Below are 16,874 nucleotides of genomic sequence, written 5' to 3' on the forward strand. Positions count from 1 at the left end.
TGCTTAGCTCACAGCCCCGCTAAGTTTCTGAATTCTCAAATTCATTTGATACTAGAACTACTTCTCAGCATTTGTTTAATTACCAATATCATAATAACCAACTGCTGTTTTGTCAATAAACTAATTACTTAATTTTGTCCAATTGAGCTTGGACTGATGGTAATAACTTTTTAAGTGCAGCTGCTTTTGCTTCAGCTTCGACCTTCTTCTTACCGGTAGCAGTAGCTTGTTTAACGACTGCTTCTTTTTCACCAGCATTCATTGAAGGATCTTCCTTTTCAGCTAAAGTCAGTTCTTTTTGAACGTATGCTTGCACTTGTTGCTGTAATGCTGCTTGTTGTTGGGCTTGGGAAGCGCCGGATTGCTTTTGCAATTTCGCTTGTTCTTGCTTCATGATGGTTGGCAATGCCTTGACCTGTTTAGCATTTAGCACTAACCAATCCTTTGGTACGTAGAGTGTGTTGGTCTTATGATAAACAGATGACTTTTGTGCTAATCCATACATAAATCTTTCAAAGCTATTCTTGTATTCCCAACGAACTGTCTTGGTCACTAACTTAGCGTGCTTTAAGTTACTACTTTTCACTACTACGTTAGTAACGTCAGTATCCGGTTTAACCGTCTTCTTAGCACTACCGCTCTTGTATACAATCGCCTTATCCTTACTATTACTTTGGCCAACTGGTTGGTCAACAACTAAATTAAGACTAGGTGATAAGGAAGCAACCTTAGTAGTAGTATCGGTAGAAGCCACCTTATGCATCCCATAGTGGTACTTAAAGTTGGCAACTGATAAGAACATTACACCAATCAACAATGCAGTAAAGATAATATTTAAAATCAAATGAAGTGGTTGCTTGCCTACTAATAAATTCCAAGAGATGAAGAATAGGATCGCAACGATCACTAATAGAATAATAATCATTATTGACGACCTCCTTCAACCTTAGCTTCTGGAATACTTTTACCCTTTTTCAGCATGAACGTGAATGCTAACCCGATCAAACCAAAGATAAATGCAACTAAGAAAGCGGAATGATAACCACTCAACACAGCATTTAGCATTTTATCTTTGTATTGTAATGGGTCAACAGTTAGTAAATGATGGGCTGGTTTGGCATTATTAGTAACGTTGGTCAAAACGGAAGTCATTACCGCAGTGGCAATTGAACTAGCGATTTGCCGTAACGTATTATTTGCAGCAGTCCCATGATTCATCATACTAACATCTAACGCATTCATACTATAGGTAGTAATCGTCATCATTGACATTGCGATCCCACAAGAACGGATGGCGTAAATCACTACCACGTACATGATTGGCATATCAGTAGTTAAGAAGAAGAATGGAATCGTTCCAATTGTTAATAGTAAGAAACCACTAATTCCTAAGTAACGAGCCCCATACTTATCGAAGATTCGACCAGTAAATGGACTCAATACCCCAATCATCATTGCTCCGGCTAATAGCGTTAGTCCGGAATGAAACGCGTTGTAGCCACGAACGATTTGTAAATACAATGGGAGAATCATTTCAAACCCAATCAAAGACATCATTGCAAGGGCTCCAATTATTGAGCCAATTGTAAATTGTTTGGATTTAAATACGTTTAAATTCACCAATGGATTACTAGTCTTGAATTCACGCAGAATGAATGCAATCACAAAGATGACTCCAATAACTAACGTGGAGATAACAACGGCGCTACCCCATCCCTTATCACCAACGGATGAAAATGCGTATAGCGCACTCCCAAAACCAATCGTTGATAATAGTAATGAAGGGAAATCGAGCTTCGTCTTGCTAGTTGGTAAGATTGGCTTCATGGCAAATAAACTACCGATAATCACAAATGCCATAATTGGAATGATCATCCCAAAGAGATCACGCCATTGCGCATTCACAATAATCCAACCAGAAACAGTCGGACCAATAGCAGGTGCTAATCCAATTACAACTCCGGATAGCCCCATTGCAGTCCCCCGCTTTTCAGGTGGGAAAATCGATAACATGATCGTTTGTAGCATTGGCATTGAAATTCCAACCCCAACGGCTTGAATTAAACGCCCTGACAATAATGTCGCAAAGTTTGGCGCAGCGAAACACATTACCGTTCCAACTTCAAAGATCACCATTGCTGAAATGTAAAGCCACTTGGTATTAAAACGACTGGATAACCAAGCGGTAACGGGAATCAAAATCCCATTGACCATCAAAAAACCACTGGTCAACCATTGAACTGTGGAAGTATCAATGTTAAACACATCCATTAGCTTTGGATATGCAGTCGCCAATAGCGTTTGGTTTAACACGGTACAAAAAGTACCAATTAAAAGGAACAACACAAGTAGAGTTCTACTATATGGGTTTCCCTTTTGATCTAACGGCTTATCCATTAGAACATTCCTTCTTTCTAATTAATAAATAAAATAGATATCAAATATTACTTTCTTCACTATCTAATTTAGCACTAGCATTTTATTTTGTCAACTAAATTGACAATGGGTTTATATGTTATATAATCATTATATATTATTAAAGTTGATTTTAATTAAGTTAGAAAGGGAGCTCATTAATCATGGATAGAGAAGACGATACATTTAAAGAAGTCAAAAGCAGAATCTTTAACCTATTCAAACGCGAAGACTTTCTGTTTGGCATCGGTGAAATCGCAAGCTACACTGATATCCCCCAGAGTAAATTACGCTACTGGGAAAAATGTGGGTACATTCGATCCAAAAAGTGTTCTAAAAATCAGAATCGCAAATATTCTTACCACACCCTCATGAAAATCGAACTAATCAAATCATATTTAGAATCAGGTTTCACTCTCAATGCCGCTGCTGATAAAGCCAGTAATTTTACTAATTACAACATCGTCATCGCCCGCATGCTAAAGAACCGCATCAAAGAAATCGGAACTGTTGATGATAAACCCGCAATCAATATGGGATGTTTAAACGACGATCCTTCCAAATCAATTTACTTTGTTGATGATGGAGATGAAATTAAGGCTTATATTAAAAATAATAATTAATTTAAAACTTCCAATTTATTGTTTTCATAATTGGAAGTTTTTTCATTCATAAAATTATGTGATTCCAAGCGATAAGCAATCTAAAATATGGTATGATAAAAAGGATTATGCAATAATAAATTTGTTGCGATAAGCTCGAATTTATATTTGCTTAAATCCCAATGCAAATCTTTCGTCGGGAAGATTACCTTCCCAGTTTTCAAGGAGGAAAACAATTTATGTGGTTCAGTAAAATGATTAGCGATTTTATATTCGGATACCCCGTAATGGTGTCAGTCGTATGGATCGTTGGTTGTATCTTCAAGGAGTGGACACTTCATCATACTCAAGATAACGATTCCGATCGTAAACCGTTGGTTTCAATATTAGTACCTGCTCACAACGAGCATGATACCCTGGAAGAAGCGGTTAAGTCACTTGCTAACTTAACCTATAAAAATTATGAAATTGTATTGATCGATGATAAAAGTTCAGATGATACTTTAGAAATAATGCATCGATTACAGGACCAATACAAATCACAATTTAATATCCAAATCGTTGCCATCCCCGTTAACCAGGGAAAAGCAAATGCTATGAACCAAGGGCTGAAAGCTGCTCGTGGAGAATACCTATTGGGAATTGACTCTGATTCTGTTTTAGATCCAGACTCACTTTCGTACGTTGTTAAAACTTTAAATAATAACCCTAAGGCTGGTGCCGTTGCTGGAAAACCAGTTGTTAGAAATCGAACTACTATTTTGGGCCGCCTTCAATTACTGGAATACATCGGTGTTATCGATATCATTAAGCGTGCAGAATCATTCTTAACTGGTAAGATCACTACCGTTTCAGGAGTTATTGTTGGTTTTAGAAAAACAGCCGTTGAATCGGTTAATGGTTGGAACACGAAGGTCATGACCGAAGATATTGATATTACATGGCGATTATATCGTAACCACTGGGAAGTATTATATAACCCCAATATTATTTGTTGGATTTTAGTTCCAGAAAGCGTTCGAAACCTAATCAAACAAAGACAGCGATGGGCGCGTGGTGGTTTAGAAGTACTAGCTGGTAACCGTGATATGTTGATTCATGGTAGTTTTAGCGAAAAGTTTTTACTATCTGAAACAATCGTAAGTAACACGTGGGCAGTGGTTACAATGCTAAGTACAATTACCTACATCCTTACATTTATTTTGGATCGCAATTTGACCCTTGATGGTAATATTTTACTATTCATGCTAATGGTCAGTTTCACCCAGTTCTTAATCAGTTTTTCTTTCTCAAAGAAGGCAACATTTATGAGTTGGGGGGACTTCTTACTAATCCCTGCTTACATTATGTATTATTGGATCATTAATTTGATCAGCTGTATCTATGCTATGATTTCATTCTTCTTAGACCCAGAACATGTTGGAACATGGCGTAGTCCGGATCGGGGGCGCTAAAATTGGAAAATAAACCACAATATAATTTCGTAATTCGTAAAAAGATCAGTATTAAAAGAAGAATTTGGAATTTTTGTTTATTTGCGGCTCTATGGTCAGCGGTGCTATTTATTTTCTACGTTAACTACGGATTTATCTTTGATTTATACACAGATAATCTAGTTACTTACTACTTACTTCTTAACTTAGACTACGGATTTTACTTTGGGCTACTATATACAATTTTATTTTTTGGAATTGGAACTATTATTTTTAGCTTTTATAGATTAAAAAAAATGCGGAGGAATCTAAAAAATGACACGAAGAACTCGTAAAATTATTGTTTGGATTATTGCAATCCTAATCGTTCTTGGAATGTCATTAACGATTCACAGAACGGTTCAATACGATAAGGGTGAAAACACTAACTATGCATTAAAAGCACAAGCTGCTTCACAAAAAAATGGGATTTTAGTTTTTTGTTATCATCGAATTATTAATGATGATTTAGGGGTTAATGTTGTTAAATCACTATCTGATAACTCACAACTCCATGACTTTGCAGTTACTACAACTGATTTCAAGAAACAAATGAAGTTTCTTAAAGATCATGGAATTAAGGTCATTAGCGGTCAAAAAATGTATGAAATGGTTAGTAATCAAGAACCAATTAAGGGTAAATATGCCGTCCTAACCTTCGACGATATTGACCGTTCAACCATTGAAAATGCAATGCCAGTAATGGAAAAATATAAATTCCCGTTCACCACTTTCATTGTTACCGGAAACACAGGTCGTTATCGTGAAGGATCTAAGTTCGCTACTTGGAAAAATATTTTAAAAGCCAAGAAAAAAGCCGGTAACTTACAAAGTCTAGAATTGCATACTAACAATATGCACTACCTAACCCGTGGATTAATCCCAATTATTCAAAGACCGGACGAATTTAATCACTTCAAACGTGACTTTATCACTAGTCAACGAATTATGCATGAAAAAACGGGACAATTCGGAACTTCATTTGCCTATCCTTATGGTGGTGGAACCGATAAAACAACTAATTTCTTAAACTCTCAAAATCTCCAATGGATCGCTACATTGAATACTGGAATTGTAAACGACAAGACTAATTTAATGTACACCCCAAGAATGATCATTAATAATGATTCTTGGCCAAGTATTCAAAAATGGTTCTCAACCAAATAAAATAAAAGGTGCGCTAGATTAAATTCTAGCACACCTTTTTATTTGCTCTTAAGAGCGTTTAATCAACCTTTTAATGCCATAACCAATTAAACCGATCCAGCCAATGATTGAAACCCAAATAAGGCCTCTAAACCAACCAGCACTTTGGTATTGAATCGTTAAATGATTAACTCCTGGTTTTCCATTTACAGTGATCGCTCCGATCGAATCAGTCTTAACGGTTTTTAACTGTTTCCCATTTAGTTTTATGATTGAGTGGGCGTATTTAACAACTGCTAATTTATGGGGTTGAGTATGATTACTCTTATTTGTCCACTTAACAGTCATTATACCGTTTTTAACCTGATGATTATGATTTATATTCGGATTGATAATTGATTTACGATACTTGATATATGGACTAAATTTTTGATATTCAAATACTGAAATTTTTTGCTTCACTGGCATATAATCTGGGGTTGCCTTAATTACCAACTGCAAAATTCTTTGCGGATCATCAGAACGCAATGCTGAACGTAATCTATTCGGATCGGACGTTCTAATAATCGTTTTACGAGTACTAATGATTACTTTGTGTGAATTAAAGTAACGACTCTTACTTAAAACATGACTAAAGTCTTTATACATCACAAGTAGCATTAGTAAAATCGTTATGCCCCCAATTACATAACGAGACCAATTGATGCTTTTATCAGAAAGCAGGATTCCAATCGCCAAATATAATAAAACGTACGGGATCACTAAAAACCGAATCGGATTTTGAATCACGGAGTCCACCGCTGGGATTAGCTTAGATAGCAATGTCCACGGAAAAAGGAAGGTCGGAATCCATAGAAAAAATGTTCCATTCAGAATAATAACCCGAGTAGTTAAATCAATATGCTTCCATCTAATAATTAGGTATAAGATTGCAATTACAAATAAAAACAGCGTACTGTACTGAAGCCTAGTGGTGCCGTTGGGGGCAAACAAAGAATCAGATGCTAAATGTAAATCTGGCAGCACGGGCAACAAATGATTAGAAGAAAATAGTTCTAACATCCCACCCCAAACGTTGAATGACAACAATAACGTTAGGCCAATTGATTTAAAAAGTGATTGCCACATTTGTTTACGATCATCTGTGATAACCAACCCTGTCACAAAAAATGGAATTAACGCTAATGCACAAATCGCACTAGTAATGTTATGAATTTCAAGCAATAAAGTCATCGAAAGGGCCAATTTAATCCAAGCAATCCGTCTGGTGCGAATCATTTCAGTTCCACATAGCATTATTAATGGAACAAAAGCCGCTCCCCATGCGGTAAATTGTTGCCCATTGATCCAATACAAGATGGGGGTCGAAAACATATAACATCCAGCAATTACTAGCGCCCATAACTGCTGAACGTTGTTTTTAATTGATAAATGGTACATTAAACAGCCACTGATAATGAATAATAACGCTGAACTTATTAGCTGATAATTAACCCAGTTTTTGCTAATAAGTAGCAAAAAACCGTTAAAATATGCAAATAATGGTCCATAGACGGCGTTAACCACCCTACCAGACTGGCCAAATCCGAAAAATGATTGAAAATAGCTATAGCTACCAGTTTTAATTTGCATCATTGCATCATAGAATCGATTCATATGAAAAAGTGAGTCGATTCCTACATAAGCGGCATTAGTGTACCATTGTGGAAACATTGCTAATAATGAAATAACCAAAATGACTCCGTATGGCCACGTAGTTCGCCAATTAATTTTGTTATTAAGTGATTTCATGATCAACTTCCCTATCAAAATTTGTATAAAAAATAAGGCAATTGATTTAGACATAGTAAATCAATTACCTTAATTATAATAAATTAGTCGTCTAATTTAGTCTTGTTAGTAACTTTAAGTTTGTCGTCAAAGTCATAAACAACTGGTTCACCAGTCTTCATTTCTAAGTCCATGATGTCATCATCGCTGATTCTTTCAATGTACTTGCTTAATGCACGAAGTGAGTTACCGTGAGCAGCAATAATTACATTCTTACCGTCTAATAACTTAGGTGCAATTTGATCTTCCCATAAAGGCATAACTCTTTCAAGCGTAACCTTGAGGTTTTCACCTGCAGGAATCAAGTTTGGATCTAAGTCAGCGTAACGACGGTCCTTCTTTGCAGAGTATGGAGAGTCATCTGGAAGAAGTGGAGGAAGAGTGTCATATGAACGACGCCAAATGTGAACTTGTTCGTCTCCATATTGTTCAGCAGTTTCCTTCTTGTTTAATCCTTGTAACTTACCATAGTGACGTTCGTTCAAACGCCAAGTCTTAGTTTCAGGAATCCATAGTTGGTCTGATTCTTCTAAAGCAAAGTGTAAAGTCTTAATCGCACGGGTCAAAACTGAAGTAAATGCATAGTCAAATTCTAGACCGTGTTCCTTCAATAATTTACCAGCGTTCTTAGCTTCTTCAACACCCTTGTCACTTAAATCAACGTCAACCCAACCAGTAAATTGGTTAGAAAGGTTCCATTGACTTTGTCCATGACGAATTAATACTAATTTTGCCATAAGTTCCAAACCTCTTTCTATTTTATAATTAAAGAATTCATAACAATGATACACCATCTATCATTATTTTTCAGTAGATTTAGATTTTTTTATGATTTTTACTTCATCATTGGGATGATTGTCGACCCGTTGCACATTTAATATATGGAGAATAAAAGTAAAAATTGGGACAGACACAATCAATCCCCAGCCACCAAAAATTTTTTCACCAACAATCAAAACAACAAAGGTATAAAAAATTGGTAGCTTAGTTCTCGATGACATAAACTTTGGGTTTAATACGTATGCTTCAATTCCATGAACCACTATAATTGTAATGATCATATAAATCACATCGTAAATGCCGCCAGTAGAGTAACAAACTAATGATAATGGAATAAATGAAATAATTACCCCAGCCACTGGAATTAAACTAAGGAAAAACACTAATAATGCTAGTATCAATAGTTGTGGTAACCCCATTACTGCCATCACAATGGTCGTTAAAATGGTATTGCAAATCGCAATAAATAACTGTGCTTCTAAAACAACGCCAAACGTCTTAACGAAAATTTGAGCATAGTAATAAATATCTTGGAATAACCAACCGACATTACTCGTCAAAAATTTCTTGGAAAAGGTAGCCATTCGATCACTTTCCAGTGTAAAAAAGAAACTCAATATTAAAGAAATAAAAACTGAAACACTGACTGATCCGATACTGGTAATATATTCAAAGACAGTATTCGCACTCCCCTTTAGAAACGAAACAACGTTAAACTTAGACAAAAAATCAGCAATGTAAGCCTGAATCTCACTATCTTGTCCAGTTATGTCATTAGGGCTCTGGTAGAAATTAATCAATGATTTAATCCCCATGATTGCTTGTTCGATAATTTGGGGAACATAAACTGCTAAGGCCCATGATACTAATACTACGATCGTAGCATAAATAATACATACTAATAACGACTTAGGAATTTTAACGTATTTCCAAATCCAATTAACAATGGTGGTTACTAAGAACGTAAATATAAAAGTTAGTAAAATAATCGTCATCATTCCACGGACCAAGTAGAGGACGGAAATGATTGCTAATAACACCACCAATCTCCGTAATCTCACGTTTTCAATAAATTGATCCCATAAATGCATTCAAATTCTCCTATTCTGATTAGTTATTTAGAACTTGTCCACTCTCTAATTGATTGATGGTTTGTGGACGGATTGCTAAGCGATTCGTAACGGCTGCCCGATCCATTTTTTTAGCTGAATTAGCAGTTCTTAACGCTTTAATTCGATCGGTAATATTCTTAAAATAGCTATTATTTAAATTGCCATTGGTAAATGCTTGTTGTAATAATTTCGCTGATTGAGCATATTTTTTAGAATGGTTAAGCCGTAATGATTGGTTATAAATGCCCGTTAGTTCAATTGCACCGTTCAATAAATTTTCACTATTTTTTAATTGTTCGTTTGCCCGTTGTACCAGTAATGATGACTGCTTCAAACTAGCTACTTTTTGATACTGGGCAATTGCGGTTACAAAGTGTTGAGCATTATAAAAAGTATCAGCAGCTTGAATGGTCTGTACCTGCTGAAGCGATTTAAGTGCAACTTGATTATCAGGCTGAGCATCTAATGCCTGCTTAAAATTTACAACTGCTTGGTGATATTGCCGATTTTGAATTGCCTGATTACCCTTACTGATGGATGAATTAGCTTCATGATTACTGGAACTATGGCCATTAATCATAAGGCCGCCAAACAATCCAACTACAATAATGGCAACAATCGCTACCAATATTTTTTTCATATCTAATCCCTCTTATACTTTATTTTATTCAATTATACCATTTTTCCAGTAGTAAAATAGAATACATTCCTTCCAAAAAATTAATAAATAAGCGTATAATATTATTCATAGTTAAATTTCTAGAGAGGATTTGTTTATTTATGTTAGAAAAACCTTTTTATCGGCAGTTTTTGAAAAGAAGCTTTAATATGCCTGTTAAAGTAACTTATTGGGACGGTAAAAGTGAAGTCTATGGTGAAGGTGAACCCCAGGCTCACATCACATTTAAGGAAGCAATTCCCATTCGACAAATTACCAAAAATGCTTCAATTGCACTTGGTGAAGCTTATATGGATGGCAAAATTGAGATTGACGGTAATATTGAAGATTTAGTTACCTCAGCTTACGAAAGTGCGGGCAGTTTCATGCGTAACAGCAAGTTCATCAAGTTCTTGCCTAAACAATCACACAGTGAAAAAGAAAGTATGAAGGATGTCCAAAGTCATTACGATATTGGAAACGACTTTTATAAGATTTGGCTCGATCCAACAATGACATACTCATGTGCCTACTGGGAAAACCCAGATGACACATTGGAACAAGCACAGATGAATAAAGTTAGACACATCATCAAAAAACTCAATCCTAATCCAGGAAGAACCCTTCTTGATATTGGTTGTGGTTGGGGAACCTTAATGCTAACTGCTGCTAAGGAATTCGGCTTGACCGTTGCTGGAATTACCCTCAGTAAAGAACAATATGATTACGTTCAAAAGCGGATTCAAGATGAAGGCTTAGAAGATGTTGCAACCGTTTACCTCCGTGACTACCGTGATTATCATGATGAACAATTTGACTACGTTACTTCAGTTGGAATGTTCGAACACGTTGGGAAGGAAAACCTTGGTGAATACTTCAAATACGTTAATAAATACTTAAAGCCAAACGGGGTGGCGTTGATTCACGGAATCACCAGACAACAAGGTGGTGCCTACAACGGTTGGATCAATAAGTACATTTTCCCAGGGGGATATGTTCCTGGATTAACGGAAAATATTGACCATATTGTTGAAAATGGAATGCAAATTTTTGACTTAGAAACCTTGCGGAGACATTATCAAGTGACCCTCGAACATTGGGATCATAATTTCAATGAGCACTTGGATGAAGTTAAAAAAATATTCGACGAACGCTTTATTCGGATGTGGGACTTATACCTACAAGCCTGTGCCGCATCATTTAAAGCTGGAAATATCGATGTTATCCAATACTTAATCTCAAAGGGACCATCTGGACATGCTTTGCCAATGACTCGTGAATACATGTACGATGATAAAAACAAGCCAGCAAGTAAATAATTAAAAAAGTGGTGATAACGATTAATGTTATCATCACTTTTTTTAGAATAGATTAGTCAAGCCGCGCCAGAATCGAACAAAGATGTTAGCTTCATCAACAGAATTGCTAGCTACCATTGGCACTGATAATTGTTTATTATTTAATGTCTTAAAATCGGTAAACGTTAAATTCCCAATTTTTTGATTAGCCTTCACTGGAGCTTTAATCCCCTTACCGTCCTTGACGTTATCGTCCAAATTTAATTTTACATTAGAACCAGCTTCATTTTTATCAATCCAGTAATTAAATTGTGCTTTGGTTTTAACTTTAACGCTAGTGGATTTACCATCGGGAACCGCAACTTTTTGATAAGCGGTGGTTGAGCCGTTGGCAAGGCTTACATAGCGGTAATTATCATAAACATAGTTCATAATTTTTTTAGTTTGGATAAAGCGACCAGGATCGGTAGGCATCGTATTGGAAGCATGCATCACAACGGTAATAATGCGGTGTCCATCCCGATTAGTCGTTCCAATAAAACTTCCCCCACAAGTAGAAGAAGTCCCGGTCTTCAGCCCTTGAACTGGTAGGTTTTTATCGTACTCACTTCCCCCTGGTAACATGTAGTCACCATTCCTTAGGGTCTTGCCCCCTAATGTATACTCACTAACGGAAGTATTATTTAAAACATCTGGAAATTGTTTAATAAATTGCTTTGCAATGGTCGCCATATCACGCGCAGACATCTTATTTTCATCGTTATCATTAGCATCTGGCATGCCAAGGGCTTTACCAACTTCCCCGTTGGTTAAACCACAAGCAGTATATAACTTAGCATCGGTAATCCCCAACTGCTTAGCCGTTTTGCGCATCATAAGCGTAAAGTTCTGCGTTGAGCCACCAACTAGGTTCGCTAATGACATCATTGCAGCATTAGCTGATTCAAATGACGCTTGGTAAATTTGTCTAACTGTATAGTGTTCTCCCTCAGCTAACGGTGCATTAGCGTATGTGGTATCAACACTTAATTTATGTAAAGCAGAGGATACTGGAACCTTTTGATTCCAGCTAATTTTACCCTCTGCAATTGCTTTTCTAACGATATACAAAGACAGTAATTTACTCATCGAGGCTAATGCCATTGGTTTATTGATGTTCTTAGAATATAGCATTTGACCTGTATTCGCATCAATTGCAATTCCAGTTGTGGCATCAATATCTGGCTGCGCAGTTGTCTTAACAGCACTGGCACTTGCTGAAATCGGCAAGGCCAAAGTCATCAAAACGATTCCGATCATCAAAATCATTTTAGAAAATCGGTGAGTAATATTCATAACTATTTATCCTTCTTATCTGTAAACTTTAATTTTTCAAATCCTGTTTTTTTCAACGGTTGATCAGCATGAATTGGCAAATGAATCGCAAAACTCGTTAATTTGCGGTTAGATTCAACTTTAATAAATCCATTATGACTATCAACGATGTTTTGGACAATCGCTAAACCAAGTCCGGTCCCTCCGGTTTCCTTATTTCGTGATGTTTCAACCCTGTAAAACCGTTCAAAAATTTGGTTAATTGATTTCTTAGGGATCGGTTCCCCATCGTTTGCAACCGAAATAACCGCTTCATTGGCATTCATTTGGGAAGCACTTAGGTAAATGTGTCTAGCGTCTTTTCCATATTTCAACGCATTTGAAATTAAATTATTAAAGACCCGCCCTAATTTTTCGGCATCAGCTTCGATGTACAGATTATCATCCTTACATTCAGTAATAATTTTAATGTTTTTCTTTTCTGCCTCTAGTTCAGAACTTATTGCTAGCTGCTCAACTAGTTGTTTAACGTTGACCCGATTCATTTGGAGATTCGTCGGCAATGTCCGTGCTTTTGAATATTCGAATAAATCATCTGCTAATGACTTCATCTGCTTAGACTTAAAAAAAGCAATGTGGGTATATTTAAGCAGGTCTTCCTTACTCTTATAGCCACCAGATTCAATTAACCCTAGGTAGCCAATAATCGATGTTAGGGGCGTTCTAATATCATGGGATACGTTAGTAATTAATTCATCCTTAGAACGCTCAATTGCCCGTTCCTCATTCATAGATTCAATTACACTATCGACCAAAGAATTAACACTATCAACAACCTTTTGATTCTCACTGTTAATTTTAAATGGAATGCGGTGATCAAAATGACCATCAGCAATGTAATGAATTTCATCAATTACATGCCGTAATTGAATTAAATGGTAGCGCCGTAATAGTCGCCAGTAAATTACTACTAGGTCCACGATTCCCATCAATGCTGTCAAAATATTCTGCCACGTTAATAGTTTCATCCACCACGGAGCGGGATGCCCCATCGGATTTTGAAATGGAGCGCCCGGATTAGTAAAAATAGAATGCTTAATTGTAATAAACCCAAATTTTAATCCTGGATTATGAAAAAGTGCCTGGCTAAATAATACAATTATCGACAAATTAAGCAACAATAGTAGGATTAAGGTAATTACCCCTTCACCAAACAGCTCCGTTTTTTCTCGTGTTGTTAATTTCAATGTAAAGTATCCCCGTTAGTTATTTCATTTCAATCTTGTATCCAACACCCCAAACGGTTTGGATTACCTTTTCGCCATTAGTGGCTTCTTCAATTTTATCACGCAAATGACTCACGTGAACCATCACGGTTTTAGCTGAAACCACACTTTCTTGTCTCCAAACGCGTTCAAAAATTTCATCAGCTGAGAACACTCGATTAGGATGGCTAGCTAGGAGGTATAAAATCCCAAATTCAAGTGCCGTTAACTGAATTTCCTTATCATCAGATGTTTTTACTTCATGTGAATCCTTATTAATTGTTAATGAACCAATATCTAATACATCGGGTTCATCATTGGTCATCTTATCTTGACTTCTTCTTAGAAGGGAGCGCACTCTGGCCATGATTTCCAATGGATTAAAAGGCTTAGTAACGTAATCATCGGCTCCACTGATCAACCCTTGAATTTTATCCATATCGGTGGTTTTAGCAGATAGGATAATCACTGGTAACTTAGAATCGCGACGCAATTCCTTGAGCACTTCAATTCCAGTCATATTTGGCATCATAATATCCAAGATCATCAAACCAATGTCATTTTCAGTCCGTAACACCGAAAGAGCGTCCTTACCGTTGTAAGCAGAAATTGGTTCGTATCCTTCGTTTCGGATGTAAATTTCTAATAATTGTGCGATTTCTTTATCGTCATCTACGACTAAAATTTTCATAATATCATCATCCTTAATTTCATAATTTTATTAATTATAGTGTAACAAATTAAAGCCAAATTTATTTTCTTAAGGTTTATTCTTTAATACTATTTTACTTGATTTACAAAACTTTAACATTTCTATTTTATCATACTAATTATAATCTAAAAAAAGCTAAGGAATTGAGAAAGCCCATTCCTTAGCTTTTTGTTATTTATTTTATTTGTAATTAGGAGCTGCCTTTGTAATTTGGACATCATGTGGATGCGATTCAATTAGTCCAGCATTTGAAATTCTGACAAATTGAGCGCGATCGATCATGGTTTGAATATCCTTAGCTCCGGTATAGCCCATTCCAGAATGTAAACCTCCAACCATCTGGAAGATAACATCCTTAGCGCTACCCTTGTATTCAACCCGAGCTTCAATTCCTTCTGGAACGAGCTTTTGAGCTTCATTCACTTCACCTTGGAAGTAACGGTCCTTTGAACCATGTTCCATGGCAGCGATACTTCCCATTCCACGGTATGCCTTGTACTTCTTCCCGTTTTCTTCGAAGACCTTACCAGGAGCTTCGTCAGTTCCTGATAACATACTTCCTAGCATAACGGCATTTCCACCAGCAGCGATTGCTTTAACAACATCACCACTGTACTTAATTCCACCATCGGCAATGATTGGCTTGCCCCATTCACGAGCAACTGAAGCAGCATCATAAATGGCAGTTAGTTGAGGAACCCCAACTCCGGCAATGATTCTAGTGGTACAAATTGAACCAGGACCAATTCCGACCTTAACTACATCCACCCCAGCTCTGAACAAAGCATTGGTTCCTTCGCCAGTTGCAACGTTTCCAGCAATTAAAGTGGCCTTTGGATAGGTATCACGAATTTCCTTGATCTTCCGTAAAACCCCTGCGGAATGCCCGTGCGCAGTATCAATAACGATTGCGTCAGCCCCAGCATTTAACAATGCTTCTGCACGTTTGAAAGTATCACTAGTCACCCCAACGGCAGCGGCAACTAGTAAATGATTATTTGAGTCAACAGCAGCATTTGGAAAACGCTTGGTGTCTTTTTCAACCGCCTTAACCTTTTCTACTTCTTTAGCTTGATCATCGATCACCATGTTCTTGTGAATTACACCTAATCCACCTAAATTAGCTAAAGTAATGGCCATTTCATGTTCAGTAACGGTATCCATACTGGCACTTAAAAATGGCACATTTAGCTTTAAATTGGGTGCTAATTGGACACTGGTATCAACTTCGTTCGGTAAGACGTGGCTTTCTGCAGGTATCAATAAAACATCATCAAATGTGATTCCTTCTTTGGCAAATTTTGTATCCCAATTAGACATAATTTAAAGCGCTCCTTTTATAAATATTCAACTGTGTAAAATTATATTGTTTCTAATTTACCAAAAAAAAATATACTTGTAAACAAAACTTTATCAAACAAGTAAAAACTAATCTTTTTCACATCATTATCTTATTTTTGGAATAAAAAACGCTGAATTCACGAACAATTCAGCGTCAAATTTTTGATTATTTACGAACTGGCCTTCTAGAAACGAACAATCCAGTTGTAATGTTGTAATTTTTACGAACCCACAATGATACCCCAGCAGATACCAATGCGATAATGATATAAACCACCCCTGGCAAGACTGGATTAATGGCTGTTGGAATTATCAATACCAGGCCAAAGAACACAGAAATCCAGACGATTGCAAGCAACAGCATCCCTAATAATCGCATATACCACTTGCTGGTGTGTTTAACAGCTGGATCAAAGAGACGGGTGAAAATCGGCATTAGTGCCCCAGTAATCGCTGAAGTAACTAAGATAACAGCAACCCCAGAAGACTTAGCTTGTTCTGCGGTAACATTCTTGGACATTAAGAGGGTGATTCCATATAACACTGAGAACAAAGCCAGAAAAATTAAAAAGTTATAAACGGCGTTAGACCAGTAGTTAGTGAATAACTCCTCTTTTTCACGCGGTGGATTCTTAATGAACTCAATTCGTTGTTCGATCGTTCCATAAAGATTCCGAGCGGTGGCCCCACTTTTTTGTTCCTTGACCAATTCAGCGACCATTGATTCAACCGTCGTTTGTTTCTTTTCAGCAGGTAAATTGACCCGATCTAATTGCTGTTTAAAACGAAACATGTACTCGGCATTCCGCTTCGTTAAGCCCATGTTATCGAAGGCATTACGTTCTTCTACTTTAGCAGCAGCCTTCTTTTGTTGTGCAGCAGCGGCTGCATTTCGTTTTCGATTATCGTTACTCATTCAATTCCTCCGT

The 16,874-nt window shown here is 36.7% G+C and carries 15 protein-coding genes and 1 other annotated feature (1 of these 16 running past the window's edge); of the genes, 4 read left to right on the forward strand and 11 right to left on the reverse strand.

Annotated features, from left to right (window positions below):
• Positions 1-75 (reverse strand) — a binding site (T-box leader); it reaches 124 nt to the left of the window's first position.
• 49 nt (positions 76-124) lie between these two features.
• Together ACSYTJ_RS06270 and ACSYTJ_RS06275 are read right to left on the reverse strand one after the other, a co-directional pair.
• Positions 125-925, reverse strand: a complete 801-nt coding sequence (locus ACSYTJ_RS06270; protein ID WP_491719765.1) for a DUF4811 domain-containing protein — start codon at positions 923-925, stop codon at positions 125-127.
• On the reverse strand, positions 925-2,397 hold the full coding sequence (locus ACSYTJ_RS06275) for an MDR family MFS transporter (protein ID WP_491719766.1): 1,473 nt from the start codon (positions 2,395-2,397) through the stop codon (positions 925-927). The genes ACSYTJ_RS06270 and ACSYTJ_RS06275 overlap by 1 nt, the downstream gene beginning before the upstream one ends.
• A 182-nt stretch (positions 2,398-2,579) precedes the next feature.
• On the opposite strand from ACSYTJ_RS06275, the gene ACSYTJ_RS06280 reads away from it, so the two are divergent.
• The 3 genes from ACSYTJ_RS06280 to ACSYTJ_RS06290 all read left to right on the forward strand — a co-directional run bounded on the left by ACSYTJ_RS06280 (position 2,580) and on the right by ACSYTJ_RS06290 (position 5,656).
• The gene (locus tag ACSYTJ_RS06280; RefSeq protein ID WP_491716737.1) at positions 2,580-3,038 is read left to right on the forward strand and encodes a MerR family transcriptional regulator; all 459 of its coding nucleotides are present in this window, start codon (positions 2,580-2,582) and stop codon (positions 3,036-3,038) included.
• Between the two features lie 218 nt (positions 3,039-3,256).
• Positions 3,257-4,471: a glycosyltransferase gene (locus tag ACSYTJ_RS06285; RefSeq protein WP_491716738.1), complete on the forward strand. Its 1,215-nt coding sequence runs from the start codon at positions 3,257-3,259 to the stop codon at positions 4,469-4,471.
• Positions 4,472-4,765: 294 nt separating this feature from the next.
• Positions 4,766-5,656, forward strand: a complete 891-nt coding sequence (locus ACSYTJ_RS06290) for a polysaccharide deacetylase family protein (RefSeq protein WP_491719767.1) — start codon at positions 4,766-4,768, stop codon at positions 5,654-5,656.
• 48 nt (positions 5,657-5,704) lie between these two features.
• On the opposite strand, the gene ACSYTJ_RS06295 is transcribed toward ACSYTJ_RS06290, so the two are convergent.
• The 4 genes from ACSYTJ_RS06295 to ACSYTJ_RS06310 all read right to left on the reverse strand — a co-directional run bounded on the left by ACSYTJ_RS06295 (position 5,705) and on the right by ACSYTJ_RS06310 (position 9,997).
• Positions 5,705-7,426, reverse strand: a complete 1,722-nt coding sequence (locus ACSYTJ_RS06295) for a hypothetical protein (protein WP_491719768.1) — start codon at positions 7,424-7,426, stop codon at positions 5,705-5,707.
• Positions 7,427-7,509: 83 nt separating this feature from the next.
• On the reverse strand, positions 7,510-8,202 hold the full coding sequence (locus ACSYTJ_RS06300) for a 2,3-diphosphoglycerate-dependent phosphoglycerate mutase (RefSeq protein ID WP_491716741.1): 693 nt from the start codon (positions 8,200-8,202) through the stop codon (positions 7,510-7,512).
• A gap of 63 nt (positions 8,203-8,265) precedes the next feature.
• A complete protein-coding gene (locus tag ACSYTJ_RS06305; protein ID WP_491719769.1) occupies positions 8,266-9,336 on the reverse strand; it encodes an AI-2E family transporter in 1,071 nt (356 codons plus the stop codon).
• Between the two features lie 19 nt (positions 9,337-9,355).
• Positions 9,356-9,997 (reverse strand): hypothetical protein, encoded by a 642-nt coding sequence (locus ACSYTJ_RS06310; RefSeq protein ID WP_491719770.1) that lies wholly within the window; start codon positions 9,995-9,997, stop codon positions 9,356-9,358.
• A gap of 140 nt (positions 9,998-10,137) precedes the next feature.
• On the opposite strand from ACSYTJ_RS06310, the gene ACSYTJ_RS06315 reads away from it, so the two are divergent.
• The gene (locus tag ACSYTJ_RS06315) at positions 10,138-11,334 is read left to right on the forward strand and encodes a class I SAM-dependent methyltransferase (protein WP_491716744.1); all 1,197 of its coding nucleotides are present in this window, start codon (positions 10,138-10,140) and stop codon (positions 11,332-11,334) included.
• Between the two features lie 42 nt (positions 11,335-11,376).
• On the opposite strand, the gene ACSYTJ_RS06320 is transcribed toward ACSYTJ_RS06315, so the two are convergent.
• From ACSYTJ_RS06320 to ACSYTJ_RS06340, 5 genes are all read right to left on the reverse strand, one after another.
• Complete coding sequence (locus tag ACSYTJ_RS06320; protein ID WP_491716745.1) at positions 11,377-12,648, reverse strand: D-alanyl-D-alanine carboxypeptidase family protein; 1,272 nt, start codon at positions 12,646-12,648, stop codon at positions 11,377-11,379.
• A 2-nt stretch (positions 12,649-12,650) separates the two neighbouring features.
• A complete protein-coding gene (locus ACSYTJ_RS06325; RefSeq protein ID WP_491716746.1) occupies positions 12,651-13,874 on the reverse strand; it encodes a sensor histidine kinase in 1,224 nt (407 codons plus the stop codon).
• A gap of 19 nt (positions 13,875-13,893) precedes the next feature.
• Positions 13,894-14,583 (reverse strand): response regulator transcription factor CroR, encoded by a 690-nt coding sequence (gene croR, locus ACSYTJ_RS06330; protein ID WP_491716747.1) that lies wholly within the window; start codon positions 14,581-14,583, stop codon positions 13,894-13,896.
• 201 nt (positions 14,584-14,784) lie between these two features.
• Positions 14,785-15,924 (reverse strand): IMP dehydrogenase, encoded by a 1,140-nt coding sequence (gene guaB, locus ACSYTJ_RS06335; protein WP_491719771.1) that lies wholly within the window; start codon positions 15,922-15,924, stop codon positions 14,785-14,787.
• A 187-nt stretch (positions 15,925-16,111) separates the two neighbouring features.
• Positions 16,112-16,861 (reverse strand): DUF1129 family protein, encoded by a 750-nt coding sequence (locus ACSYTJ_RS06340; protein ID WP_491719772.1) that lies wholly within the window; start codon positions 16,859-16,861, stop codon positions 16,112-16,114.
• Positions 16,862-16,874: the final 13 nt, after the last annotated feature.

The organism is Nicoliella sp. ESL1113, assembly GCF_058509245.1.

What these genes read in the sequence shown, in the direction of transcription:
- ACSYTJ_RS06270 (WP_491719765.1), bottom strand. Translation starts at nt 925, where the DNA reads ATGATTATTATTCTATTAGTGATCGTTGCGATCCTATTCTTCATCTCT.
- ACSYTJ_RS06275 (WP_491719766.1), bottom strand. Translation starts at nt 2,397, where the DNA reads ATGGATAAGCCGTTAGATCAAAAGGGAAACCCATATAGTAGAACTCTA.
- ACSYTJ_RS06280 (WP_491716737.1), top strand. Translation starts at nt 2,580, where the DNA reads ATGGATAGAGAAGACGATACATTTAAAGAAGTCAAAAGCAGAATCTTT.
- ACSYTJ_RS06285 (WP_491716738.1), top strand. Translation starts at nt 3,257, where the DNA reads ATGTGGTTCAGTAAAATGATTAGCGATTTTATATTCGGATACCCCGTA.
- ACSYTJ_RS06290 (WP_491719767.1), top strand. Translation starts at nt 4,766, where the DNA reads ATGACACGAAGAACTCGTAAAATTATTGTTTGGATTATTGCAATCCTA.
- ACSYTJ_RS06295 (WP_491719768.1), bottom strand. Translation starts at nt 7,426, where the DNA reads ATGAAATCACTTAATAACAAAATTAATTGGCGAACTACGTGGCCATAC.
- ACSYTJ_RS06300 (WP_491716741.1), bottom strand. Translation starts at nt 8,202, where the DNA reads ATGGCAAAATTAGTATTAATTCGTCATGGACAAAGTCAATGGAACCTT.
- ACSYTJ_RS06305 (WP_491719769.1), bottom strand. Translation starts at nt 9,336, where the DNA reads ATGCATTTATGGGATCAATTTATTGAAAACGTGAGATTACGGAGATTG.
- ACSYTJ_RS06310 (WP_491719770.1), bottom strand. Translation starts at nt 9,997, where the DNA reads ATGAAAAAAATATTGGTAGCGATTGTTGCCATTATTGTAGTTGGATTG.
- ACSYTJ_RS06315 (WP_491716744.1), top strand. Translation starts at nt 10,138, where the DNA reads ATGTTAGAAAAACCTTTTTATCGGCAGTTTTTGAAAAGAAGCTTTAAT.
- ACSYTJ_RS06320 (WP_491716745.1), bottom strand. Translation starts at nt 12,648, where the DNA reads ATGAATATTACTCACCGATTTTCTAAAATGATTTTGATGATCGGAATC.
- croR (WP_491716747.1), bottom strand. Translation starts at nt 14,583, where the DNA reads ATGAAAATTTTAGTCGTAGATGACGATAAAGAAATCGCACAATTATTA.
- guaB (WP_491719771.1), bottom strand. Translation starts at nt 15,924, where the DNA reads ATGTCTAATTGGGATACAAAATTTGCCAAAGAAGGAATCACATTTGAT.
- ACSYTJ_RS06340 (WP_491719772.1), bottom strand. Translation starts at nt 16,861, where the DNA reads ATGAGTAACGATAATCGAAAACGAAATGCAGCCGCTGCTGCACAACAA.